This window comes from Brevundimonas sp. 1080, from assembly GCF_040545985.1.
Taxonomy (GTDB): Bacteria; Pseudomonadota; Alphaproteobacteria; order Caulobacterales; family Caulobacteraceae; genus Brevundimonas.
Genome location: NZ_JBEPMW010000004.1, coordinates 217,543 through 241,922 on the forward strand (window position 1 = coordinate 217,543; position 24,380 = coordinate 241,922).

Genomic DNA, 24,380 nt, shown 5'->3' on the forward strand with positions numbered 1-24,380 from the left:
GGCCGTCAGGCGCTGACCAGCAAGGACAGCTGTTTGGCCCCGAACTCGCGGCCGCCTTCCTCGATCTCGCGATCCAAGAGGCGAGTGGGATAGTCGCCGGTGAAATAGTGGTCGGTGAACTGCGGGGCGGCGGCGTTGCGGCCGGTCTCGCCCATCGCGCGATACAGGCCGTCGATGGACAGGAAGCCGAGCGAATCGACCTCCAGCATGTCGCGCATCTCTTCCAGCGTCTTGTTGGCGGCCAGCAGCTGCGCGCGCTCGGGCATGTCGATGCCGTAGAAGTCGGGGAACAGGATTTGCGGGCTGGCCGAGCGCAGGTGGACCTCGGTGGCACCGGCAGCGCGCACGGCGCGGACCAGTTTCAGCGAGGTCGTGCCGCGCACGATGGAATCGTCGATCAGCACGACGCGTTTGCCGGCCAGGGCCGACTTGTTGGGGCTGTGCTTCATGCGCACGCCCTTCTGGCGGGCGCCCTGGCTGGGCTGGATGAAGGTGCGGCCCAGATAGTGGCTGCGGATGATGCCCATTTCGTAGGGGATGCCGCTTTCCTGGGCGTAGCCGAGGGCGGCGGGGACGCCGGAATCGGGCACCGGCACGACGATGTCGGCCTCGACACCCAGTTCGCGGGCGAGGCCGCGACCCATTTCCTTGCGGACCTCATAGACGGAGCGGCCATTCACGACCGAATCCGGGCGCGAAAAATAGACGTATTCGAACAGGCACGGACGCGCCGCGCGGGCGGGGAAGGGCTTGAGCGAGCGCAGGCCGCTGTCGTCGATGACGACGATCTCGCCGTGTTCGACATCGCGCACGAAGGTGGCGCCCATCATGTCCAGGGCGCAGGTCTCGGACGCCAGAACCCAACCGTCGCCCAACTGGCCCAGGACCAGCGGGCGGATGCCCAGCGGGTCGCGGGCGCCGATCATCTTAGTGCGGGTCTGAGCCACCAGGGCGTAACCGCCCTCGATCCGCGCCAGGGCGTCGGTGAAGCGATCGACGATCTTGGCTTTGCGGCTGCGCGCGATCAGGTGGAGGATGACTTCGGAATCCGAGGTCGACTGGAAGATGGCGCCCTCGCTGACCAGCTGGGCGTGCAGGAATTTAAAGTTGGTCAGGTTGCCGTTGTGGGCGATGGCGATGCCGCCCTGGTCCAGATCGGCGAACATCGGCTGAATGTTGCGCAGGAAGCTGCCGCCGGCGGTGGAGTAGCGGGTGTGGCCCACGGCCGCGCGGCCGGGCATCCGCGTCATCAGGTCGGCGCCGCCGAAGGCCTCGCCAACCAGGCCCTGGTGACGTTCGGTGTAGAAGCGCTCGTCCTTGACGCTGGCGATGCCGCAGGCTTCCTGGCCACGATGCTGAAGGGCGTGAAGACCCAGCGCGACGACGGAAGAGCCTTCGTCCTCGTCCGCGCCCCAGACGCCGCAGACGCCGCATTCCAGACGGAGCTGGTCATCCTCCGGCTCGCGCCAGTGCTCGCGGTGAACGACGGGATCGGCGATATGGTGGCGCATCGTGGGGCTCCGATGACCGGGGAAACTTAAGGGGCGGCTTCGCGGCGCGAGTTAGGCTCTGATTGCGTCGGGGGCAAGGCTTCGTCGTCCGAAAACCCCCGGCGTACGGACGAATCCACGACGGGCGTGATGGCGTCGGCGCCGCGTCCGATGCTGGGCAGGACGATCTGGATCATCCGCGCGCCCATGGCGCTGACCGGATAGAGTGCCGCCTTCCCAAGCCACAGCGGCGTGCGCTCGCCCGGCAGGGCTGCGACGATGACCAGATGCACCGCGCCGATCAGGACCAGCGCACGGATGCCGCCGATGAACAGGCCGAAGATGCGGTCGATGACGCCGAGATGCGGATGGTCCTTGGCGCTCTTGGACATCATCGAGCCGACCAGGCGCAGGCCGAAGTAGACGACGAAGAAGGTCAGGACGGCGGCCAGGATCGACCCGGCCCACTCGGGATCGACGAAGGCGCGCGTGACGCCGGCCGTCCAGGGCAGGGCGATCAGGGCGACCAGGGCCGCCAAGGTCGCGCTGAGCAGCGTAATGACCTCGCGCACCCCGCCGCGCACCCAGCCGGCGGCGACGGAAAACAGGATCACCACGATGGCGAAGACGTCGTATCCGGTCACGCGTGCGGGATCCTGCGGCTGCTACGAGGGTCTAATAGCGGTTCTGCGAGATTCGTTCGACCACATCCGTCAGGCGCGTGACGGATGTCACCTTCACCCCCTTGGTCTTGGCGGTCAAAGTCGGGCCGAGCACCTGATCGAAGCCCAGTTTTTGCGCTTCGCGCAGGCGGGCCTCGGCGCGGCCGACGCTGCGGACCTCGCCCGACAGACCGATTTCGCCGAAGACGACGCAGCCCTGGGGCAGGGACACGCCGGTCGCCGAGCTGATCAGGGCCGCCGCCGCCGCGAGATCGGCCGCCGGTTCATTGATGCGCAATCCGCCCGCGACATTCAGATAGACGTCCTGATCGCCAAAGCCGAAGCCGCAGCGGGCCTCCAGCACGGCCAGCACCATGGCCAGACGTCCCGTCTCCCAGCCGATCACGGCGCGGCGCGGGGTGCCATAGGCGGACTTGGACACCAGGGCCTGCATTTCGACGAGGACGGGACGCGAACCTTCGATCCCGGCGAAGACGGCGGCGCCCGGCGCGCGCTCCTTGCCCTCGCCGAGGAAAAGAGCGGAGGGATTGGCGACCTCGCGCAGACCGGCGTCGCCCATTTCGAACACGCCGATCTCGTCGGTGGCGCCGAAGCGGTTTTTGCCGGCGCGCAGGATGCGGAACGGATAGCCGCGCTCGCCCTCGAAGGTCATGACGGCGTCGACAAGGTGTTCGACCACGCGAGGGCCGGCGACCTGGCCGTCCTTGGTGACGTGGCCGACAAGGACCACCGCGACGCCCTGCGACTTGGCCAGACGCACCATCTCGCCGGCGCAGGCCCGGACCTGGGTGATCGAGCCGGGGCCGCTCTCGTGCACGTCGGACCACAGGGTCTGGATCGAATCGACGATGACGATGTCGAACTGTTCGCGCTTCAGCGTGCCCAGAATTTCACGCAGCGCCGTCGCCGCCGCCAGATTGACCGGCGCGTCCGCTAGACCCATCCGCTTGGCCCGCGCGCGGATCTGCTCGACGGCTTCTTCGCCCGAGATATAGGCCACGCGCGATCCGCGCAGCGCCGCCTTGGCTGCGACCTCCAGCAACAAGGTGGACTTGCCGACGCCGGGATCGCCGCTGAGCAGGATGGCCGAGCCGGGCACGACGCCGCCGCCGCAGACCCGGTCGAACTCGGCCACGCCCGTCGTGATGCGCGGCGGCTCTGGCGTGTCGGACTGAAGCGTTTCGAACTGAATGCCGCGCGTGCGGGCCGAAGCCGCAGCTGACGGCTTGATCGCACCCGGCGGAGCCGAGCGGCTTTCCTCGCTCAAGGTGTTCCACTGGCCGCAGGAGCCGCACTGGCCCGACCACTTGCTGTGGACCGAGCCGCAGGACTGACAGACGTAGAGGGCGGAATCGCGAGCCATGGGCTTCCTTAGCAGATCGAACGGTCGCGCCGGACATGGCCTCGGCTCACGACAGTTTCGGTCGCAGGCGCAACCTTTGCCATACTGAAGGATTGAGAATGTGTCGCACACCCTTGCTTCTTGAAGCGACGCAACGTCAACATCCGCCCATCTTCTCTCGCCGAGGCCTGTCATGACCGATCCGACGACCCACTCCCAACCCGCTGTCGATCCGGCCCTGGTCGCGCGGGTCAAGGGCATACTGCTGCAACCCAAGTCCGAATGGCTGAAGATCGACGGCGAGTTCGCCACGACCAAAAGCCTGTTCACCCGCTATGCGATGATCCTGGCGGCGATCGGCCCGGTCTGTTCGCTGCTCGGCGGTCAGTTGATGCCGATCATGGGCGTGAAGCTGTCGATCGTGGGCGCGATCGTCGTGGCGCTCGTCAGCTACGGCATGTCCTTGCTGGGGGTCTTCCTCCTGGGACTGATCATCAATGCGCTGGCGCCGAACTTCGGCGGCACGGCCAACAAGGTTCAGGCCATGAAGCTGGCCGTCTATTCCTGGACCGCCGCTTGGCTGGCGGGCGTCTTCGGCCTGATCCCGATGCTGGGCATCCTGGCCATCCTGGGCCTCTACAGCTTCTATCTGCTGTTCGTCGGCCTGCCGATCCTGATGAAGGTGCCGGAAGACAAGAAGGTCGGCTATTTCATCGTGACGGTGATCGCCGGCGTCGTGATGTATTTCATCATCTCGGCGATCGTCGGAGCCATTTCGATGAGCTTCGTCGCCGCGTCGGTCGGCATGGCCGGGCTCGCTGGAATGGGCGCCGGCTACTGAGAATAGACGCGCGGCACGCGGGGAGTGATCGAAGTCAGCAGCTCGTAGCTGATGGTCCCCGCCGCGGCCGCGGCGTCGTCCAACAGGCGGTGCGGGCCGAATAGTTCGACCGGATCGCCGACCGCGACATCCAGGCCGGTGATGTCCACCGCGCAGACATCCATCGAGACCCGACCCAGCAGCGGGCGGGTCTCGTTGGCGATCCAGACCGCGCCCTTGGGCGAATAGGATCGCAGCAATCCATCCGCATAGCCGGCCGCCACGGTCGCGACCTTGATCGGGCGTTCGGCGATGTAGCCACGCGTATAGCCGACGCTCTCGCCGGCGGGCACGTCGCGGACTTGAAGCACCTCGGCCGTCAAGGTGGCCACGGGTGCAATCCGGGAATCGGGACGCCCTTCTGGACCGCCGCCGTAAAGACAGATGCCCGGCCGAACGGTGTCGAAGGCGAAGTCCGGGCCCAGGAAACAGCCGCTGGAGTTGGCGAACGACCGGACTACGCCCGGATAGCGATCCAGCACGCCCGCAAAGGCGTCACGCTGGCGCCGGTTCATCGGATTGGCCGGTTCGTCGGCGCAGGCGAGGTGGGTCAGGACCAGGGCCAGGCCGTCGAAAGCGTCAGGCGCGTCCTCGGGCCGAATACCCAACCGGTTCATGCCAGTGTCAATCTGCAGGCCGCAGGTCCCGCCGCCCGCCGCCTTCCAGGCCTGGATCTGCGCGGGATGGTTCAGCACGGGCCGCAGGTCAGCCGCCTTCAGCATCGCCGCATCGTCGCCGTGGCATCCGTCGAGCACATAGATGACGGGACCGTCGGCGCCCAAGGCCGCCCGCAGCCGCACGCCCTCCGCCGCCCGCGCCACGAAGAAGGTCCGCGCCCCCTCGGCCATCAGCCGCGTCGCCACAGCTTGTGCGCCCATTCCATAGCCATCCGCCTTGACCACCGGATGCACCGGCTGGCCGCTGACGGCCTCCAGCGTGTGATAGTTGCGCGCCAGGGCGTTCAGATCGACGGAGAGGACGGCGGGGGTCGATGCGGTCATGGCGTCCTTATGCGCCAACACCGCGCCGATGGAAGAGGCTACTCGTAGCTGACTTCCTCATAGCCGTGCGCCAGGTTGCCGAAGCGGACGGTGTCGGCGTCGAAGGCCAGTTTGACGATGCCGATCGGGCCGTGGCGCTGCTTGCCGATGACGACCTCGGCCTGGCCTTGCAGGCGGTCCATGTCCTGCTGCCATTGCAGGTGTTCCTCGGTGCCCTCGCGCGGCTCGGCGCGGCCCAGGTAGTAGCTTTCGCGATAGACGAACATCACGCAGTCGGCGTCCTGCTCGATCGAGCCGGATTCGCGAAGGTCGGACAGTTGCGGGCGTTTGTCGTCGCGCTGCTCGACCTGACGCGACAGCTGCGACAGGGCGATGATCGGCACCGACAGTTCCTTGGCCAGGGCCTTCAGCCCGCCGGTGATTTCGGACACCTCCTGCACGCGGTTCTTCTGGCCGCCGCTGTTGCCGGTCGTGACCAGTTGCAGATAGTCGACGATGATCAGGTCCAGCCCATGTTCCATGCGCTTCAGGCGGCGCGCGCGGGCCGCCAGCTTGGAGATGGACAGACCGCCGGTTGCGTCGATGTAGAGGGGGCTTTCGCCGATCTCGACCGCCGCGTCGCGCAACTTGCCGAAGTCGGTAGCGTCGATCTCGCCCTTGCGCAGCTTGTCCGAGGACACGCCGGACGCATCGGCCAGAATACGCATCGCCAGCTGCTCGGCGCTCATTTCCAGCGAATAGAAGGCGACGACGCCGCCGTTGACCGTCTTGCGGCCCTCTGGCGTCGGCTCCCACTGATAGGCGCGCGCTACGTTGAAGGCCATGTTGGTCGCGAGCGCCGTCTTGCCCATCGACGGACGGCCCGCGAGGATCAACAGGTCGGACGGGTGCAGGCCGCCCAGCTTACGATCCAGATCGTTCAGGCCGGTGGCCAGACCGGCCAGCTTGCCTTCACGCTGATACGCTTCGGCCGCCATTTGAACAGCGCCGGACAAGGCGTTGGAGAAGCTGACGAAACCGGACGAGGGTTTGCCCGTCTCGGCCAGCGAATACAGGGTCTGTTCGGCCTGTTCGATCTGCTCGTCGGCGGGCGTCTCCGGATTGGGCGCCTCCTTGATCATGTCGCCGCCGATGCGGATCAGATCGCGGCGCAGCGCCAGGTCATAGACGACGCGGGCGTAGTCGGGGGCGTTGGCGGCGGGCGGCGCGCGGTCGACCAGGTCGGCGAGATAGCGCAGGCCGCCGAACTCCTGGAACGCCGGATCTTGCTTGAACCGCTCGATTAGAATGGTGGGCTCGGCCAGCAAGCCTTGGCGGATATGGTCCTCGATCGCGTCGAACAGCCGCTGGTGGAAGGGTTCGTAGAAGTGCGAGCCGCGCAGCCGGTCGTTCAACCGCTCGAAGACGGCGTTGTCGAACATCAGCGAGCCCAGCAGCGCCTGCTCGGCCTCCAGATTGTGCGGCATCGAAGTGACGCCGCCGGAGTCCAGCGGAGACGACGAGAAGGGCATGGGGGCGAAGGCGTTCATCGATTAACGCTTTAGCCCTCTCACGCCCTTGCGTCAGACGCGGACGCCGCCTGGACCGTGGACAGATCGCGCCGCCTTGGGGACGAACCGGAATTCCTCAATCGGCGCGCGTCAGGCGCAGGGATAGTCGTGGGCCATCCATTCGCGCACAGCCTGGGTCACGCTGATGTTGCGCCGGCTTTGCGGGACGGCGTTGAAATGGCCCAGGATGGCGTTGGGCGAAAAGCCGACCTTGTCCGGCATGCAGGTCGCGGGCTGACGGCCGGCCGCCCTGGCCTGAGTCTGTTCGGCGCGGACGGTGCGAACGGCGCCACGGAACTCGGCCATAAGACGGCGGGTGTCCGAGCGCAGGAGAGCGGTGGGGTTCTGAGGAATGGTGTTGGCGGTGGTCAGGAATTCCTGAACCGTCATGGCGCTGGCCGCGCCGGCGAAAAGCGACATCGCCAGGACGCCGGCCGCAATTGACTTGGTCTTCATCTGGTCCCCTCCAAAGCCCCCTCTGGCTACGTCCACATTGAACGGCGATATGTGTCGCAACTGGGGCGAAGCAGAACGGCCAAGCTGAAGGTTTCGTAATGCAAACAAGCAAAAGGGCGCTCCGAGGAGCACCCTGCCTGCTGGCGATCAGCCCGACCTCACCATTTCAGGCTGAGGCGCGCATAGCCGTAGCGACCGTTGAAACCGAAGGGCGAATAGTAGGGGAAGCCCAAAACGCCGTTGGAGTTTAGCGACGCCGGGACGAAGTCCGGATATTCGTCGAACACATTGTCCACGCCGATCGCCACGCCCACGCGTTCGGTCAGCTCGAACCGGCCTTCCAGATCCACGACCGTCTTGGCCCCGGTGCTATAGTCGTTCGCCGCCGTCGATCCGGGTTGCAGCACGTCGCCATAGTAGGTGGCGCGAACCGTGGCGCCCCACTTGTCCCGGCTCCAGTCCGCCGACGCCGAGACCTTGGTGTCGGGCGTGCCGTCTTCGATGGTCAGGATGCGTTGGCGGGCGAACAGAGTCGGCACCGGGTTCAGAACCGAGGAGGACGTCGGCACGCGGTTGACAGACACATCGTTGAAGTTCGCCGCGACGGTGAAGTCGAAATCGCCGAGCGTATCGGTCGGCAGACGGTAACGCCCGACGATGTCCACGCCTTCGGTCGAGGTCGAGACCCCGTTCAGGAAGAAGCGCGCGGCCTGAACGCCTTGCGGATCCAGCAGGCTGGCGACCTGACCTGAGAACGTCCGGTTGATCAGTTCGGACAGAACGATCTGATCGTCGATGTCGATCTTGTAGGCGTCGACCGTCAGGTCGAACCGGCCCAGTCGCACCACCGCGCCGACCGAGTAGTTGGTCGAGGTCTCAGCCTTCAGCGGACGCGCGCCAAGAGCCGTCGCGACCGCGCTGGTGGCCGGGAAGGTGCCGGTTTCGACCACGGCGCCGTTCTGGATCACTGAGGCGGTCGAGGTGAAATACGACTGCTGCAACGACGGCGCGCGGAAGGCGGTCGAGACCGAACCGCGCAGGGCGAAGCTGGGGGTGAAGTCATAGCGGGCCGACAGCTTGCCCGTCTGGGTGTCGCCGAAATCGGAATAGTCCTCGAACCGCACGGCGCCCTCGACGCGCAGCTTGTCGGTCAGGGGAATTTCGACGTCGGCGTAGGCGGCGAAGTTGTCGCGATCAACATCCACGGCGTTCGAGGGCTGGAAGCCGACGAAGCCCTGGGCGCCGCCGGTCAGGGCGGTGTTGGCGCCCAACGGTCCACGGTTGTAGCTCTCGGGCTGGCCCGCCTCGATCTTGTAGTTCTCCCAGCGCTGCTCCAGGCCCCAGGCAAAGTTCAGCGGGCCGCCAGACAGACCGACCTCGAACTCACGGCTGAAGTCGGCACCCAGCACCAGTTGATCGTAGATCAGGCTGCCGGAATCGAAGCTGGTCGGCGAAGTCGCGCCGTAGGTGGAGTTCAGCGAATCCTCGGTGCGGAAGTCCAAAGCGTTGCGGCCATAGGTCAGGCTGATGTCTGTGTTCCAGCCCGCCAGTTCACCGCGGAGGCCGCCGGCCAGCGATGCGTCCTTTGAATTGATGGCGACCTTCGGCAGGAAGCCGTTCGGGTAGATGGAGGCGACGTTGTTGACGTTGTCGGACAGGCGAGGGAAGGCGGCGCCTTCGCTGTCGCGGTCCTGATAGCTGGCCCAGCCATAGGCCTCCCAGCCGTTGCCGAGGCCCTTGCCAGCGTTGGCGAAGACAGTCCACTGCTCCACGTCCGGGTCGCCGAAGCGAGCGGTTATCGCGCCGTTCGCCGCCGCGCGGGGGTCATAGTCCGAGCGATTGGTCGACTCGCGGTTCAGATACTCCGCCGACAGGGTCAGAAAGCCGTCGTCGCCCAGTGAGAACCCTTGCCAGGCCGAGGCCGTGACGGTGCCGCCGTCGGTCTCGTCGCGTTCGCCGCGCGCGGTCTTCACGGTGGTGAAATACTGGCCATAGGTCACGCTAGCGCCGCCGCCGCTGGAGGCCTCCTTCAGACGCAGGTTCACCACGCCGGCGATGGCGTCCGAACCATATTGGGCCGAGGCGCCGTCGCGCAGCACCTCCACCCGGTCCAGAGCGCCGGTCGGGATGGTATTCAGGTCGACGGCGGCCGAGCCGCGCCCCACCACGCCGTTGACGTTGACCAGGGCTGAGGCGTGGCGACGCGTGCCGTTGACCAGCACCAGCGTCTGATCCGGCGACAGGCCGCGCAGGGTGATCGGGCGGATCGAGTCCGAGCCATCGTTGGCGGACGGCCGCTGGAAGGTCAGCGACGGCACGGCCTGGGCAAGGGCCGTGGCGAACTCCGTCGTGCCGCGCGTCTGCAACGCCTCGGACGTCACGACATCGACGGGCGCCAGGGTGTCGAGGCGCGAGCGGTTCTGGACCCGCGTGCCGGTCACGACAATGTCGTCCACCTGCGCCGCCTCATCGGCGACGGGTTCGGCGCTTTGAGCAAAGGCCGGGGCGGCGGTCAGCAGGGCGAAGGTCGAGACGGTGGCGAGCAGGGCCGGTGCGGCGGCCCGTTGAGAAAGAGAACGCATTGAGAGATTTCCTAAAGTCTGTTTTTGGCGCGAGCGCGCATCGCCGCCGCTGATTGCGGCGGGCTTTTTATGTTCGGCTTGGATTGGGTATGGCGTGCGGTCTCAGTCGCAACATCGCGCGACGATGCGCCGAACAGCCTCTGAATCTGACAATATCATTACCACCATCTCCGACCACAGGGCGGGGAGGCCCAGCGGTCATGGCGATATCAGGGCGAAGATGCGGCGGGTCAATCGCGCGCCACCGCCATGTTTTCTGTCTCGGAGCTATAGAAAATCTACGGGCCGATGTCCCGTGCGGTGGATGCCGTTCACGCGCAGCAAAAAGGGCGCGTCCCTTGCGAGACGCGCCCTTGATGTCGTTTGGGATCCGGTCGGATCAGGCTTCGTCGCCGAAGCCTTCTTGTTGACCGGCGCCGCCTTCGATCAGTTCCTGGGCCGATTGCTCGGCGGCCTGGCGCTCATCGTCAAACTGGCTGCGGATCACGTCCTCGCCCTTGGCTTGGCGCTCGGCCTCGTCCATCGAGCGGGCGATGTTGATCTTGACCGTGGCGCGGACCTCGGCGTGCAGGCGAACCGGCACTTCGTGGACGCCCAGGCTCTTGATCGCCGTGTTCAGGACGACCTGCGAGCGCTCGACCTTGCCGCCTTCGGCCTGGATGGCCTCGGCGACGTCGCGACCGGCGACCGAACCGTACAGGTGACCGGTTTCACCGGCCTGACGGATCATGACGTAGGTCTGGCCGTCGATCTTGTCGGCGACCTTCTGTGCGTCGGCCTTGTTCTTCTCGTTGCGCTGCTCGATGGCGGCGCGGTCGAGTTCGAACGCCTTCAGGTTGGCGGCGGTGGCCCGGCGGGCCTTGTCGCGCGGCAGAAGGAAGTTACGGGCGAAGCCGTCCTTGACGGACACGACGTCGCCGATGGCGCCGAGATTCTCGACGCGTTCAAGCAGAACGACCTTCATCTCACTTCACCACGTAAGGCAGGAGGGCCAGATAGCGAGCGCGCTTGATGGCCTTGGCCAGTTCACGCTGCTTCTTCTGGGAGACGGCGGTGATGCGCGAAGGCACGATCTTGCCGCGTTCGGAGACGTAACGCTGCAGCAGCTTGACGTCCTTGTAGTCGATCTTCGGCGCATTGGCGCCCGAGAACGGGCAGACCTTGCGGCGACGATAGAAGGGGCGGCGGCCGGCGGCGCCGGAGCCCGCCGGTGCGCCCGGGGTCGGGGCGGTGGTATCGGTCATGTTCCGGGTTCCTTATTCGGCGTCGGCGGCGGCGTCGTCGCGCGGGGTGCGCTCGCGCTCACGCTCGCGTTCACGCTCGCGGCGGGCCAGCAGCGGCGACAGTTCCAGGTCGAGTTCCTCGACGCGGACGGTCAGCCAGCGCAGCACGTCTTCGTTGATCGACAGCTGACGCTCGACTTCGGCCATGGCGGCCGGAGGGGCGTCGACGGCCAGCAGCGAATAGTGAGCCTTGCGGTTCTTCTTCACGCGGTAGGTCAGGTTGCGCAGACCCCAGTATTCGATCTTGGCGACCGAGCCGCCACCGGCGACGATCAGATCCTTGATGGTGTCATTCAGCGCTTCGGCCTGTTGCGCCGAGATATCCTGGCGCGTCATGACCGTGTGCTCGTAAAGAGCCATGCGGTAGTCTCCCTTGTGGGCGTCGGCGCGGAAACGACCGGGTAAGTCGGTCTCCACGATGGCTCCTGGCGCGGCGGCCGGACCGAACGTCCAACCCTTTGGTGCTCCGCGACAGGACCGAAGCCCTGGAAAGGCGGGGCCTATAGGCGAAAAGGGGCGAGGAAGCAAGGATGGCGGCAGACGCTTGTGGCGCCCCTCGACCCCGCCTAAACCAGCCACATGCCGAAGCTGACGTCCGCGGTCGATCCGCAAAGCCAAAAATACAAGTCCCTACACGCACACAACAGCGCCCTGGTCGCCGAGTTGCGCAACCATGTGGCCAAGGCCGCGCGTGGCGGGTCTGACAAGTCCCGCGAGCGTCACGTCGCTCGCGGCAAGCTGTTGCCGCGCGACCGCGTCGAGCGCCTGCTGGATCCCGGCTCGCCCTTTCTGGAGATCGGGCAACTGGCTGCGCACGACATGTATGACGGCGAGGCCCCGGCGGCGGGCGTCATCGCTGGCATCGGTCGGGTCTCGGGCCGCGAGGTCATGATCGTCTGCAACGACCCGACGGTGAAGGGCGGCGCCTACTTCCCCATGACGGTCAAGAAGCACCTGCGCGCCCAGGAAATCGCCGAGCAGAACCGTCTGCCGTGCGTCTATCTGGTGGATTCCGGCGGGGCCAATCTGCCGCACCAGGCCGAGGTGTTTCCCGACCGCGACCACTTCGGCCGCATCTTTTTCAACCAGGCCCGGATGAGTGCCAAGGGCATCGCCCAGATCGCTTGCGTCATGGGCTTGTCCACCGCCGGCGGGGCCTATGTGCCGGCCATGTCGGATGAGACGATCATCGTCAGAAATCAGGGGGCCATCTTCCTGGCCGGCCCGCCGCTGGTGAAGGCGGCGACCGGCGAGGTCATCTCGGCGGAGGAACTGGGCGGGGCGGAGACCCACGGTCGTCGCTCGGGCGTGGTCGATCATGTCGCCGAGAACGATGAGCACGCGCTGGAGATCGTGCGCTCCATCGTCGCCAATCTGAACACGACCAAGGCCGTCGAGATGGATGTGCGCGAACCGCGCGCGCCGGCCTTCGACGCAGAGGAGCTGTACGGCCTGATCCCGGACGACGTCCGCGCCCCCTATGATGTGCGTGAGGTCATCGCCAGGCTGGTGGACGGGTCGGAGTTCGACGAGTTCAAGAGCCTGTACGGCTCGACCCTCGTGTGCGGGTTCGCGCGCATCTGGGGTTATCCGGTAGCCATCCTGGCCAACAACGGCGTCATCTTTTCCGAGAGCGCCCAGAAGGGCGCGCACTTCATCGAACTGGCCTGCAAGCGCAAGATTCCGCTGCTGTTCCTGCAGAACATCTCGGGCTTCATGGTCGGCGGCAAATATGAGGCGGGCGGCATCGCCAAGGACGGCGCCAAGCTGGTGACGGCCGTGGCCTCGGCTGAGGTGCCCAAGTTCACCGTCCTGATCGGCGGCAGTTTCGGCGCGGGGAACTATGGCATGTGCGGCCGGGCCTATTCGCCGCGCTTCCTGTTCACCTGGCCCAACAGCCGGATCGGGGTCATGGGCGGCGAGCAGGCCGCCAGCGTGCTGGCCACCGTGCACCGCGACGCCGAGACCTGGAGCGCGGACGACGCCGAGGCCTTCAAGGCGCCCATCCGCCAAAAGTATGAGGACGAGGGCAATCCCTATTACGCCACCGCCCGCCTGTGGGACGACGGCGTCATCGACCCGGCCCAGACCCGCGATGTGCTGGGCCTAGCCATCAGCGCCAGCCTGAACGCCCCGATCCCGGAGACGACGTTCGGCCTGTTCCGGATGTAACCTATTGGTCCGCGCCTCGTTGTGAGCGGACACGCAGCTTGGAGACCCCCCATGGCCGATCAACCGACCGAAGCCGACCTCAACGCCCTGGACGTCACCGACTCCGAGGCGGCCGAGATCAACAGTATCGCCCAGCCGCTGGTGCCCGATGCCGCGCCGGACGCCGACGACGATCTGGTGCAGATCGATTCGACCACCGACGGGGTCGTCTTCGTCACCATCAACCGGCCGGCCAAGAAGAACGCCTTCGACGCCGCGACCATCGCAGCCCTGCATGAGGCGTTCGAAACGCTGCATGGCGCGGACCGGGTGCGAGCCGTCTTTATTCGGGGGGCGGGCGGCACCTTCAGCGCCGGGGCCGATCTGAACTGGATGCGCGACGCCGCCGGCTGGTCCGAGAGCGACAACCGCGACGACGCCATGGGCCTCGCGAAAATGCTGAAGGCCCTGCACGACATTCCCGCCCTGACGGTGGCGGTGGTCGAGGGCAACGCCATGGGCGGCGGAGCGGGCATCGTCGCCGCCTGCGACATGGCCGTGGCGGTCGAGGGGGCGCGCTTCGCCTTCTCCGAGGTCAAGCTGGGTCTGATCCCGGCGACCATCGCCCCCTATGTGATCGAGGCCGTCGGCGCGCGCCGCGCCCGCCAGTTGTTCCTGACCGCCAACGCCTTCGACGCCGACTACGCCGCCCATGCCGGCCTGATCGACCTCGTGCTGCCCGAAGGATCGGTGGACGAGTTCATCTCGATGCTGAGCGACAGCCTGACCAACAATGCGCCGGGCGCGATGGGTGAGGCCAAGCGTCTGGTCAACGACATCGCCCACCACAAGATCGACAACGGTCTGATGGACGAAACCGCCAAACGCATCGCCCGCGCCCGCGTATCGGACGAAGGCCGCGAGGGCGTCGCCGCCTTCCTGGAAAAGCGCAAGGCCAGCTGGACGGTCTGATTGCGCTGATCGGCCGCCGGAAACGGCGGCCGATTTCACGCGTAGTTGAAGCTGATCGAAATCCGGTCGGCCTTGGCCAGGTTGGTCGGCACCTCGTGCCGCAGCCAGCTTTCCCACATCAGCACCGTGCCTGCCTGAGGCTGCAGATAGACGAACGGTCGCTCGGCCTCGCTCGCGTCATCGGTCACCGACGGTCGGGCCATCATGAAGGGCAGGCGGGGGTCTTCCAGCTTCAGCGATGAGGCGCCGTCTGGCACGTTGATATAGACGGTGCCCGACAGGAAGGCGTGCGGGTGAATGTGACCCGTATGGCCGCCGCCGGGCTTCAAGATGTTGACCCACAGATTGTCGAGGCGGGGTTTGCGGGCCAGGTCGAAGTTCAGCGCCTTGGCGTAGGCGACGGCGTGGCGATCCAGGTGGCGCTTCAGCTCCGCGAACTCCGGGAAGCGCTGGGGCAGGTCGTTCAGCGATCCGTAGGAGGTGTAGCCTCGATAGGCGTTGGCCTTGCACCATTGGCGGCCGGCCGCATCCTCCTCGGCCATCATGCGGATGACGTCGATCAGCTGTTCGTTGAAGTCGGGCCAGCCACGCCCTTCGGCGAGCGATGCTTCATAGACCTGGGTGACGAAGAGGGGGCGCAGGGACATGGAAGGGGCTTAACGCCTGCCGCGTCGCGTGAGAAGGGTCGTGCCCTGCCTCTCGCCTGATGCGCACGATCCGGCTAAGACCGCTTCATGTTCAAGTCCGTCCTTGTCGCCAATCGCGGCGAAATCGCCTGCCGTGTCTTCCGCACCGCCAAGCGGATGGGGATACGCACCATCGCCGTCTATTCCGAGGCGGATGCAAACGCCCTGCATGTGCGCGAGGCCGACGAGGCGGTGCTGATCGGGCCGGCGGCGGCGCGCGAGAGCTATCTGGACGGCGCCAAGGTGCTGGCGGCGGCCAAGGCGACCGGCGCAGAGGCGATCCACCCCGGCTATGGTTTTCTGAGCGAGAACGCCGATTTCGCCGAGGCCGTCGCGGCGGCGGGCCTGATCTGGATCGGGCCGGACCCGTCCTCGATTCGCGCCATGGGCCTGAAGGACGCGGCCAAGGAACTGATGATCCAGGCGGGCGTGCCGGTGACGCCGGGCTATCAGGGCGCGGATCAGTCGGAGGAAACCCTGACGGCCGAGGCGGCGCGGATCGGCTATCCGGTGCTGATCAAGGCGGTCGCGGGCGGCGGCGGCAAGGGGATGAAGCGGGTCGATGATCCGGCCGATTTCGCCGCCGGTCTGGCCAGCGCCAAGCGGGAAGGGGCGGCGGCCTTCGGCGACGATCGGGTGCTGATCGAACGCTATATCACCCGCCCACGCCACATCGAGGTGCAGGTGTTCGGCGACAAGCATGGCGAGGTCGTCCACCTTTATGAGCGCGACTGTTCGCTGCAACGCCGCCACCAGAAGGTGATCGAAGAGGCGCCCGCGCCGGGCATGAGCGAGGCCGTGCGCGCCGCCGTGACCGGGGCCGCGATCAAGGCGGCCAAGGCCGTGAACTACGTCGGGGCCGGCACGATCGAGTTCATCGCCGACGCCTCGGACGGGCTGAAGGCGGACGGCGTCTGGTTCATGGAGATGAACACCCGGTTGCAGGTCGAGCATCCCGTGACCGAGAGCGTGACCGGCGTCGATCTGGTCGAATGGCAGTTCCGCGTCGCCGCAGGCGAACCGATCCCCCTGAAGCAGGATCAGATCGAGCTGAACGGCTGGGCCATGGAGGCGCGGCTGTATGCCGAGGATCCGGCCAACGGCTTCCTGCCCTCCATCGGCAAGCTGGAGCATTTCGTCATGCCGGACGGCATCCGCGTCGACACCGGCGTGGAGCAAGGCGGCGAGGTCAGCCAGTTCTATGACCCGATGATCGCCAAGCTGATCGTCCATGAGGACACGCGCGAGGCGGCGGCGGCGCGTCTGGCCGAGGCGGCCGGCGAGGTCGAGGTCTGGCCGGTCAAGGCCAACGCCGGCTTCCTGAAGCGCTGTCTCGAGCATCCGCGCTTCGTCGCGGGCGATGTGGACACGGGCTTCATCGCGGCGGAGGAGGCGGCGTTGCAGCCGCAGCCATCCGACGCGGCGACGCTGGCGGCCCTGACCCTGATTGCGGAAGCGGCGGCGGATGCGGTCGAGACGCGTTCGGACCGTTTCAGCCCCTGGGGCGGCCAGCCGGGCCTGTCCTATGGCGTGCGCCTGAATGCGCCGGCTCAGACAACCGTCTGGGCCCACGTCGATGGTCAGGGCGTGTCCGCTGCGGTGACGCCCATCGAAACGGGCTGGCGCGGTTCTCAGGGCGAAGTGGCCCATGTCGGGTTCGACCAGGTTCAGGCCGGGGATCGTCTGTTCGGCTATCAGGCCGTCGACGACGGTTTCGTCCTGTTCGTCGATGGCGAGGCGCGTCGCGTTACCCCCTATCGCGCCGCCGTGGGTTCAGGCGCAGGCGCGGTGTCGGACGGTTCGCTGCGCGCGCCCATGCCTGGCAAGATTGTCGCGACGCCGGTCAAGGCGGGCGACGCCGTCGCCAAGGGACAGCCGGTCGTGGTGCTGGAAGCCATGAAGATGGAACACGCCCTGACCGCGCCGTTCGACGGCGTGGTGGAAAGCGTCGCGTCTCTTGGCGATCAGGTCGTCGAGGCGGCCGTGCTGGCGGTGGTGAGGGCGGACTAAAGCCCCACGCCGCCGATCGGGCGTGTCACGACCGTATCGCCCCATAGCGCGATCAGGCCGAGCGCCGGACGCATCACTCTGGATTCGCGGATCGTGTTGAACCAGGCGTCGTGCGAGGCCTTGCTCATCCAGACCTCTGTGACGAGCAGGGCGTCGGCGTCATTCACGTCGTGCGCCACGACGTAGCTGTGGCAGCCCGGTCGCTTCACATTGGCGTCCAGCAGGCAGAGGCCCAGTTCGTCGCGGCGGCCGGGATGGGCCGTCAGGCGGGTAATCAATCCGTACATACTGGTCCTAAACGCGCTGGGCGAACTGAGCGGCGCGCGATCATGACTAACCCCTTTAGATTAAGAATCTGGCCAATGCGCCTAAGGGGCACTACGTGGGCGCCATGCCGCTTCACATGATCAAGCTGGGCGTCGGGGTGCCGGACGTCGAATGGCTGGAGGCCCGCGCCGCCCGGGGCGGGGCGCTCGTCGTCCACACACGCATGACGCCGAAACGGGCGACCGAGATCGAGGACGGCGGCTCGCTCTATTGGGTGGTGAAGGGGACGATCGTCTGTCGCCAACCGGTGCTGGACATCACAACCTTGGGTGAGGGCAAGCAGAGCCGCTGTGAGATCACGCTCGAACCCAAGGTCGTCCGCACCGCGCCCATGGCCCGGCGACCCTTCCAGGGCTGGCGATATTTCGAGCCCAAGGATGCGCCGGTCGATCTGACCGACCTCGACGCCGGCGAGGCTCCGGAAGAACTAGTGCGTCAGCTTCGCGAACTGGGCGCCTGGTAAGGCCAAGCCCTCAACGTTTTGGGAGTTGACCCCGGCGGGTCAGCGTGGCCTGTGCCGCGTCCGATGATCGCGCTCAGCCTCCAGACCCGTACCGCCTTCCGCGACCTGCTGAACCTGGCATGGCCGGTGATCCTGGCGCGCATCGGCATCATGACCATGGGGCTGACCGACGCCATCGTGGTGGGCAACTATTCCAGCCAGGAACTGGCGTTCCATTCTCTGGCCTGGGCGCCGACGTCGATCGTGGTGACGACGGCGGTCGGCCTGATGCTGGGCGTGCAGGTGATGACGGCGCGGATGCTGGGCGAGGGGCGTCGGCACGCTGTCGGCTCAGTGCTGCGTCGCGGCCTGACCTATTCGTTGCAGATCGGCGTGGTGTCGATGATCGCCCTGATCGCCATTGGCCCGTGGGGACTGGGCAAGCTGGGGCTGGAGGATGGTCTGGCGGAGGGCGCCGGGCCTGCCCTGGTCGTCTTCGCCCTGTCCATGCCCTTCTATCTGATCTCGGTGACGGGCCAGTTCTTCCTGGAGGCTCTGGGCCGGCCCAAGCCCGGCATGGTGGCCATGTGGGTGGCGAACGGGGTCAATCTGGCGCTGAACATCGTACTGGTGCCGGACCTGCTCGGCTTCGGCTTCGACGGCGCCTTCGCCTCGGCCTGGGCGACCTTCGGGGCGCGGGCGGCGCTGGCGATCTTCCTGGTGATCTACATCCTGCGTCTACCCGAGGCGCGGGCGCTGGGCATCTTCGACAAGCCCGAGCGCGATCCCGAGGCCGCGCGCGAACAGGTCAAGGTCGGCCTGGGCGCCGGCGCCTCCTACTTCATCGAGGTCGGGGCCTTCTCGGGCTTCACCTTCTTCGCCGGTCAAATCGGCACGGCGGAGACGGCGGCCTGGGCGGTGGTGCTCAACGTCTCGGCCATCGTCTTCATGCTGCCGATGGGGCTATCGTCGGCGACGGCGGTGCTGGTGGGCCGCAGCTACGGCGCCGGCGACGGGCGAGGGGTCTTGCGCGCCGGTCTGGTGGGGCTGGGCGTCGTGACGGCCCTGACATTGGTGGTCGCCCTTCTGGTCTGGCCCAGCGCCCACCTGATCGTCGGCGCCTATAATCGAGATCCAGCCCTGCTGGCCATCGCCGCGCCGGCCCTGGTGCTGGCGACGCTGTTCTTTGTGGCGGACGGCATTCAGGTCGTTGCGGCCCAGGCCAACCGCGCGGCGGGCGACGTCTGGTGGCCCACCATCATGCATTTCGCCGCCTACGGCGCGGTGATGATGCCGCTGGGCTGGGTGCTGGCGCACCAAATGGGCGTCAACGGCCTGGTCTGGGCGGTGGTGATCGCCAGCCTGGCGTCCTCGACCCTGCTGACCGGGCGTTTCATCCGTATTGCGCGCCGTCTGCCGCAAGGCGTTTGAGGAAACCGCGCCGCCGCTCTATATCCCTGCGCTTCCCCGAACACCTGGACGATCATGGCCCGCATCCTCATCACCTCGGCGCTGCCCTACATCAATGGCATCAAGCACCTGGGGAATCTGGCGGGCTCGATGTTGCCGGCCGACGTCTGGGCGCGGTTTAAGCGGGCCCAGGGGCATGAGGTGCTCTATATCTGCGCCACCGACGAGCACGGCACCCCGGCTGAGCTGGCCGCCGCCGCCGCCGGCCAGGATGTGCGCACCTATTGCGACGAGCAGCACGAAATCCAGAAGGCCGCCGGTCAGGCGTTCGGCCTTAGCTACGACTGGTTCGGCCGGTCGTCGAATCCGCAGAACCATCGCCTGACCCAGCATTTCGCCGAGGCGCTGGAGAAGAACGGCCTGATCGAGGAGCGGGTGGATCGGATGATCTATTCGATCGACGACGCCCGCTTCCTGCCCGACCGCTATGTCGAGGGAACCTGCCCCCACTGCGGCCATGTCGGCGCGCGCGGCGATCAGTGCGACAACTGCGGACGCCTGCTGGATCCGACCGACCTGATTGATCCCTATTCGTCGGTGTCGGGCTCTAAGAATTTGGAGGTGCGCGACACGCGTCACCTCTATTTGCTCCAGACCAAGATCGAGCCCGAGATCCGCGCCTGGGTCGACGGCAAGACAGGCTGGCAACAGTTGGCCAAGTCCATCGCCTACAAACATTTGGACGAGGGGCTGATCGACCGGGGCATCACCCGCGACCTGGCCTGGGGCGTGCCGGTGACCAAGGACGGCTTCCCGCGCCCGGGCATGGAGGACAAGGTCTTCTACGTCTGGTTCGACGCCCCCATCGAATACATCGCCGCGACCGAGGAATGGGCCGAGGCGACGGGCGGATCGTGGCGTGACTGGTGGCGTCTGGACGAGGGGGCTGAGGACGTTCGCTATGTCCAGTTCATGGGCAAGGACAACGTCGCCTTCCACACCGTCAGCTTCCCCGCGACCATCATCGGCTCGGGCGAGCCGTGGAAGACGGTGGACCAGCTGAAGGCCTTCAACTGGCTGAACTGGTACGGCGGCAAGTTCTCCACCAGCCAGAAGCGCGGCGTCTTTATGGATCAGGCGCTGGAACTGCTGCCGGCCGACTACTGGCGCTGGCGCCTGACGGCCTATGGGCCGGAGCACGCGGATTCGGCCTTCACCTGGGAGGATTTCCAGGCCTCGACCAACAAGGACCTGGCCGATGTGCTGGGCAATTTCGTCAACCGCATCGTCAAGTTCGCGGAATCCAAGTTTGACGGCGTGGTGCCCGAGGGCGGCGAGGCCGGACCGGTCGAGATCCAGCTGGAGGCCGACATCAAGGCCGCCGTCGCCGAGGCGACCGAACAGCTGGAGGCGATGGAGTTTAGAAAGGCCGCCGTCGCCATCCGCGCCGCCTGGGTGTTAGGCAACGAGTATCTGCAGGTCGCGGCGCCTTGGACGGCGCTGAAGACCGATCGCGACCGCGCGGCGGTGGGGGTGCGCACGGGGCTGAATCTGGTGGCCCTGTTCGCGCGTCTGGCCGCGCCGATCCTGCCCTTCACCGCGCCCAGGATCGCGGCGTCGGTTGGGGTGGACGACCTGAGTTGGCCTGGCGCCGACGAGGATCTGCTGAACCGTCTGCCGGTCGGCGGCAAGGTCGAAGCTCAGGGCGTCTTGTTCGCCAAGATCGAGGACGCCCAGGTCGCGGAATGGTCCGAACGCTTCGGCGGCGCGGACGCCTGATCCGAAAGGGATAAGCGATGACGCCGACCCTGACGCCCCTGACTGACCAAGCGCGCGCCGCCATTCGCGAACGGCTGGCGCGCACGGGGCGGGCGCAGATCGACGGCGTCTTGGCTGTGACTGACGCGCAAGCGCTCTACGACGCGGCGACGGCCGCTGACTACAACGTCGTGACGCGACGCGGGACCGGCCATGTCGATCTGCCCGCCGCCTGGCTGGCCTCTCTGACGCCGGATCAGAAACAGGCGCTGGGTCAGGCGGTGCAGGCCTCGGCCCAGACCGACTTCCAATATCTGTACGACAATCACCCGATCTACGATCTGGTCCAGGCGGGGCAGGCGGCGCCGGTGTGGGCCGATCTGTTGGCCTTCCTGAACGGCGAGGCCTTCCTGGGCTTGATGCGGGACGTGACAGGCGAGCCGCGGCTCGCCTTGGCCGATGCGCAACTGACCCGTTATCGCGCCGGCCATTTTCTGACCGAGCATGACGATCACGCCGAGGGCAAGAATCGCTTCTTCGCCTATGTGCTGAACCTGACCCCAGCTTGGCGAATCGAGTGGGGCGGCCTTCTGGCTTTCCATGGCGCCGACGGCAATGTGGCGGAGGCCTTTACGCCGCGCTTCAACACCCTGAACCTGCTGAAGGTGCCGACGCCCCATTCGGTGACGCAGGTCGCCCTGTCGGCGGCGGCGGACCGGATTTCGGTCACCGGCTGGCTGCGCGGTCGCTGATCAGTCCTGTTCGGCGAACACGACGGGAAGCCCCGCCGCGTTCCAGGCCTGGATGCCGCCGGTCAGATTGAACAGCGGCTGGCCCTCGGGGCCGGTCGGCCCGACGAAGGCGCAGACCTGATGGCTGCGGCCGCCCTTCAGGCATTGAACGATGATCTTCTTGTCGGCCGGAAGGTCCAGCGCCTCCCATGCGGCGGGCATCTGACTGAGCGGGGCCAGGATCGCGCCGTCGATGCGGGCGGCGGCGAACTCGTCCGGCTCGCGCACATCGATCAGCACCGCTTCGCCCGCCTGCAGCCAGGCGGCGGCCTCTTCGACGGTGACCGTGGCGACGGTCATGGCGCGACCGTCGGTTCGGCGGGCGCCGGCGTTGGGCTGTCCTCTGTGCGCTTCTGGCCCAGGTGTTTGGCCGCTTCCTCGGGACCGATCTCAAGGAAGGCGGGGGCCGAGGCGTTGAACTCGTCCATATGGCCGGTGCGCACCACCACTTGACGGGCGCCGTCCCAGATCATGTGCAGGGCGACATAAAGGACGACGACCAGACCGATATAGCCGATCCAGCTGAAGCGGTGCAGAAGCTTGGCGATATAGGTGGCGGCGACGCCCATCAGGGCGATCGACAGGACCAGGCCGAAGACCATGATCCAGGGGTGTTCGTGCGCGGCGCCGGCGACGGCCAGCACATTGTCCAGCGACATGGTGATGTCGGCGACCATGATTTGAAGCAGGGCGGCGCCGAAGCTCTTGCGCTTCAGGCCCAGTTCCTCGGGCGACGGTCCAGAGCCGTGCTCGATGCTCATGGCCAGTTCGAGTTCCTTTTCGGCCTCGGCCTGGTCGTGCGTCGCTTGCTCGCGCAGTTCGCGCCACATCTTCCAGCACACCCACAGCAGCAGCAGGCCGCCGGCCAGCAACAGGCCGACCAGAGCCAGAAGCTGCACGGTGATCAGCGCAAACCCGATTCGCATGACGACGGCGGCGGCCAGGCCGATCAGAATGGCCTTCTTACGCTGGTCCTGGGGCAGGGCGGCGGCGGCCAGGCCCACGGCGACGGCGTTGTCGCCGGCCAGGACCAGATCCATCAGCAAGACCTGGCCCAGAGCCGTGGCCTGGCTGGCGAGTTCGGGAGACGAAAGGAATTCCATTTCCGCTCCTTAGCCTCGGTGCGGCGTTCTGTCAGCCGCGTTGCGCGCGCGCCGCTTCATAAAGCGCAACCGCCGCAGCATTGGAGACGTTCAGGCTCTCGAATCCGCCCGGCATGGGGATTTTGGCCAGGACGTCGCAGTGTTCGGCGACCAGACGACGGATGCCGTCGCCTTCGGACCCCATGACCAGAACGGTCGGCTGATGATCCAGCGCTTCTTCCAGCGTCTGTTCGCCCGTTCCGTCCAGCCCGACGGCGCGCCAGCCCAGATCGGCCAGCCGCTCCAGCGCACGGGACAGATTCGTGACGCGCGCATGAGGGAGGCGTTCGGTGGCGCCGACGGCCGCCTTGGCCAAGGCGCCGGCGAGGGCCGGAGCGTGACGGTCCTGAACGATGATTCCCCGTGCGCCGAACGCCAGGGCAGAGCGGAAGATGGCGCCGACGTTCTGGGGGTCGGTCAGCTGATCCAGCATGACGATGACGCCCTCAGCCGGATCGGCCAGCTCTTCCAGCGACACGCCTTCCAGCGGCTGGACCTTGAAGGCCAGCCCCTGATGCACGGCGCCGGGGGGCAGCATCCGGGTCAGGGCCTGGATATCGACCACCTCGATCTTATGGCCGTTTGCGAGAGCATTGTTCTCGATCTCGGCGGCGCGCTCGGCCGTGGCCAGCAGACGACCCATGCCGCGACGGGCGGGATTCGCCAGAGCGGCCAAAACCGGATGTCGGCCCCACAGAAAATTATCGGCGTCCGACTTGCCCCGGTCGGGCGAACGGGGCTGGCGAGGAGTTTCCTCGCGCCGGCCAAACCCTTGCGCAGCGGGCTTTTGGCCCTTGTCGCGGGGGCCATCGGGACGGTTTCCGAAGACCGGTTTTTTACCGCTTTTACGGTCGTTGCGTTCTGATTTCGACGACACTATAAGACGCCCTCCGATTTGGAGCCCCAAGGGCTTTCGGGTCTGGGTGCCCCCTCTATCCTAGAGGAGGCGACAAGCCGAAGGCTTTTGTTTCGTCCCGCTTCTTTATGGGCGGAAACGAGGGGTCCGACGGTTCGACAAGGCGCGCTGGGGGAATGTCCCGAGTGGCAAAGGGGGGGGACTGTAAATCCCCTGCGTAAGCTTCGAAGGTTCGAGTCCTTCTTCCCCCACCACGCGCCTTGACGGATACGACGGATCAGGACGACGGAGAGGAACCGGCTGCGGCGTTCCGAAAGAACTTCCGCAGTCTCCGCGCGGGTATAGCACAATGGTAGTGCAGCAGCCTTCCAAGCTGAGGATGTCGGTTCGATCCCGTCTACCCGCTCCAGGTTTTTAAAAAGATCAGCATCGCGCCCCTCCGCTGACGGACCCGGGCCATCAGGAGTTTGGCCATGGCCAAGGAAAAGTTCGAACGGACGAAGCCGCACTGCAACATCGGCACGATTGGTCACGTTGACCACGGCAAGACGACGTTGACGGCAGCGAT

At 66.6% G+C, this 24,380-nt stretch carries 24 protein-coding genes and 2 tRNA genes; 11 read left to right on the forward strand and 15 right to left on the reverse strand.

What is annotated here, in order from left to right; all coding sequences use genetic code 11:
- Positions 1-5: 5 nt before the first annotated feature.
- Genes purF through radA form a run of 3 tightly spaced genes read right to left on the reverse strand, consistent with a single transcriptional unit; the run spans position 6 to position 3,536 of the window.
- Entirely contained in the window at positions 6-1,511 is a 1,506-nt protein-coding gene (gene purF / locus ABIC32_RS15075; RefSeq protein WP_045810557.1) for an amidophosphoribosyltransferase, read from the reverse strand.
- A gap of 26 nt (positions 1,512-1,537) precedes the next feature.
- On the reverse strand, positions 1,538-2,134 hold the full coding sequence (locus ABIC32_RS15080) for a CvpA family protein (protein WP_055808402.1): 597 nt from the start codon (positions 2,132-2,134) through the stop codon (positions 1,538-1,540).
- 31 nt (positions 2,135-2,165) lie between these two features.
- Positions 2,166-3,536, reverse strand: a complete 1,371-nt coding sequence (radA, locus tag ABIC32_RS15085) for a DNA repair protein RadA (protein WP_354074733.1) — start codon at positions 3,534-3,536, stop codon at positions 2,166-2,168.
- 172 nt (positions 3,537-3,708) lie between these two features.
- Between radA and ABIC32_RS15090 the strand changes: the two genes are divergently transcribed.
- Positions 3,709-4,356, forward strand: coding sequence for a Yip1 family protein (locus ABIC32_RS15090; protein ID WP_055808406.1), 648 nt, complete (start codon positions 3,709-3,711; stop codon positions 4,354-4,356).
- Here the strand turns inward: ABIC32_RS15090 and alr are convergent.
- From alr to rpsF, 7 genes are all read right to left on the reverse strand, one after another.
- Positions 4,350-5,396 carry an alanine racemase gene (alr, locus tag ABIC32_RS15095; RefSeq protein ID WP_354074734.1) on the reverse strand — a complete coding sequence of 349 codons (1,047 nt, stop codon included), beginning with the start codon at positions 5,394-5,396 and terminating at the stop codon, positions 4,350-4,352. The two genes, ABIC32_RS15090 and alr, sit on opposite strands and share 7 nt — an antisense overlap.
- 38 nt (positions 5,397-5,434) lie before the next feature.
- On the reverse strand, positions 5,435-6,925 hold the full coding sequence (locus ABIC32_RS15100) for a replicative DNA helicase (protein WP_354074735.1): 1,491 nt from the start codon (positions 6,923-6,925) through the stop codon (positions 5,435-5,437).
- 111 nt (positions 6,926-7,036) lie between these two features.
- Positions 7,037-7,402 (reverse strand): hypothetical protein, encoded by a 366-nt coding sequence (locus ABIC32_RS15105; protein WP_354074736.1) that lies wholly within the window; start codon positions 7,400-7,402, stop codon positions 7,037-7,039.
- Between the two features lie 158 nt (positions 7,403-7,560).
- On the reverse strand, positions 7,561-9,984 hold the full coding sequence (locus ABIC32_RS15110; RefSeq protein ID WP_354074737.1) for a TonB-dependent receptor plug domain-containing protein: 2,424 nt from the start codon (positions 9,982-9,984) through the stop codon (positions 7,561-7,563).
- Positions 9,985-10,363: 379 nt separating this feature from the next.
- Positions 10,364-10,948, reverse strand: a complete 585-nt coding sequence (gene rplI, locus ABIC32_RS15115) for a 50S ribosomal protein L9 (protein ID WP_055754943.1) — start codon at positions 10,946-10,948, stop codon at positions 10,364-10,366.
- A 1-nt stretch (position 10,949) separates the two neighbouring features.
- On the reverse strand, positions 10,950-11,228 hold the full coding sequence (rpsR, locus tag ABIC32_RS15120; protein ID WP_008259463.1) for a 30S ribosomal protein S18: 279 nt from the start codon (positions 11,226-11,228) through the stop codon (positions 10,950-10,952).
- A 12-nt stretch (positions 11,229-11,240) separates the two neighbouring features.
- Positions 11,241-11,627: a 30S ribosomal protein S6 gene (gene rpsF, locus ABIC32_RS15125; RefSeq protein ID WP_026108635.1), complete on the reverse strand. Its 387-nt coding sequence runs from the start codon at positions 11,625-11,627 to the stop codon at positions 11,241-11,243.
- Between the two features lie 219 nt (positions 11,628-11,846).
- On the opposite strand from rpsF, the gene ABIC32_RS15130 reads away from it, so the two are divergent.
- Positions 11,847-13,439, forward strand: coding sequence for a carboxyl transferase domain-containing protein (locus ABIC32_RS15130; RefSeq protein WP_165117213.1), 1,593 nt, complete (start codon positions 11,847-11,849; stop codon positions 13,437-13,439).
- Between the two features lie 51 nt (positions 13,440-13,490).
- Positions 13,491-14,390, forward strand: coding sequence for an enoyl-CoA hydratase-related protein (locus tag ABIC32_RS15135; protein WP_354074738.1), 900 nt, complete (start codon positions 13,491-13,493; stop codon positions 14,388-14,390).
- A 35-nt stretch (positions 14,391-14,425) separates the two neighbouring features.
- Here the strand turns inward: ABIC32_RS15135 and ABIC32_RS15140 are convergent, their stop codons facing one another.
- The gene (locus ABIC32_RS15140) at positions 14,426-15,037 is read right to left on the reverse strand and encodes a TIGR02466 family protein (protein WP_354074739.1); all 612 of its coding nucleotides are present in this window, start codon (positions 15,035-15,037) and stop codon (positions 14,426-14,428) included.
- An 87-nt stretch (positions 15,038-15,124) separates the two neighbouring features.
- On the opposite strand from ABIC32_RS15140, the gene ABIC32_RS15145 reads away from it, so the two are divergent.
- Complete coding sequence (locus tag ABIC32_RS15145) at positions 15,125-17,086, forward strand: acetyl/propionyl/methylcrotonyl-CoA carboxylase subunit alpha (RefSeq protein ID WP_354074740.1); 1,962 nt, start codon at positions 15,125-15,127, stop codon at positions 17,084-17,086.
- Here the strand turns inward: ABIC32_RS15145 and ABIC32_RS15150 are convergent.
- Positions 17,083-17,373, reverse strand: coding sequence for a putative quinol monooxygenase (locus ABIC32_RS15150; protein ID WP_354074741.1), 291 nt, complete (start codon positions 17,371-17,373; stop codon positions 17,083-17,085). The two genes, ABIC32_RS15145 and ABIC32_RS15150, sit on opposite strands and share 4 nt — an antisense overlap.
- Before the next feature lie 104 nt (positions 17,374-17,477).
- Here ABIC32_RS15150 and ABIC32_RS15155 point away from each other — a divergent pair, with 104 nt between their 5' ends.
- The 4 genes from ABIC32_RS15155 (at position 17,478) to ABIC32_RS15170 (ending at position 21,775) form a co-directional block, all read left to right on the forward strand.
- Positions 17,478-17,876 carry a DUF1489 family protein gene (locus ABIC32_RS15155; RefSeq protein WP_354074742.1) on the forward strand — a complete coding sequence of 133 codons (399 nt, stop codon included), beginning with the start codon at positions 17,478-17,480 and terminating at the stop codon, positions 17,874-17,876.
- A gap of 63 nt (positions 17,877-17,939) precedes the next feature.
- A complete protein-coding gene (locus ABIC32_RS15160; RefSeq protein ID WP_066625848.1) occupies positions 17,940-19,286 on the forward strand; it encodes an MATE family efflux transporter in 1,347 nt (448 codons plus the stop codon).
- Between the two features lie 54 nt (positions 19,287-19,340).
- Positions 19,341-21,044 carry a methionine--tRNA ligase gene (gene metG, locus ABIC32_RS15165; protein ID WP_354074743.1) on the forward strand — a complete coding sequence of 568 codons (1,704 nt, stop codon included), beginning with the start codon at positions 19,341-19,343 and terminating at the stop codon, positions 21,042-21,044.
- 17 nt (positions 21,045-21,061) lie between these two features.
- A complete protein-coding gene (locus tag ABIC32_RS15170) occupies positions 21,062-21,775 on the forward strand; it encodes a 2OG-Fe(II) oxygenase (protein WP_307510795.1) in 714 nt (237 codons plus the stop codon).
- Here ABIC32_RS15170 and ABIC32_RS15175 read toward each other — a convergent pair whose 3' ends face one another.
- Genes ABIC32_RS15175 through rlmB form a run of 3 tightly spaced genes read right to left on the reverse strand, consistent with a single transcriptional unit; the run spans position 21,776 to position 23,833 of the window.
- Entirely contained in the window at positions 21,776-22,114 is a 339-nt protein-coding gene (locus ABIC32_RS15175) for a rhodanese-like domain-containing protein (protein WP_055808429.1), read from the reverse strand.
- Entirely contained in the window at positions 22,111-22,917 is an 807-nt protein-coding gene (locus ABIC32_RS15180; RefSeq protein WP_055754934.1) for a TerC family protein, read from the reverse strand. Before ABIC32_RS15180 ends, ABIC32_RS15175 begins: the two co-directional genes overlap by 4 nt.
- Positions 22,918-22,948: 31 nt before the next feature.
- A complete protein-coding gene (gene rlmB, locus ABIC32_RS15185) occupies positions 22,949-23,833 on the reverse strand; it encodes a 23S rRNA (guanosine(2251)-2'-O)-methyltransferase RlmB (protein ID WP_354074744.1) in 885 nt (294 codons plus the stop codon).
- Positions 23,834-23,982: 149 nt separating this feature from the next.
- On the opposite strand from rlmB, the gene ABIC32_RS15190 reads away from it, so the two are divergent.
- From ABIC32_RS15190 to ABIC32_RS15200, 3 genes are all read left to right on the forward strand, one after another.
- Positions 23,983-24,066: transfer RNA gene (locus tag ABIC32_RS15190), tRNA-Tyr, on the forward strand.
- A gap of 81 nt (positions 24,067-24,147) precedes the next feature.
- Positions 24,148-24,221 (forward strand) — tRNA-Gly (locus tag ABIC32_RS15195).
- A 64-nt stretch (positions 24,222-24,285) separates the two neighbouring features.
- Positions 24,286-24,380 (forward strand): GTP-binding protein (locus tag ABIC32_RS15200; protein ID WP_132095103.1); only part of this gene is annotated, 95 nt, incomplete at its 3' end.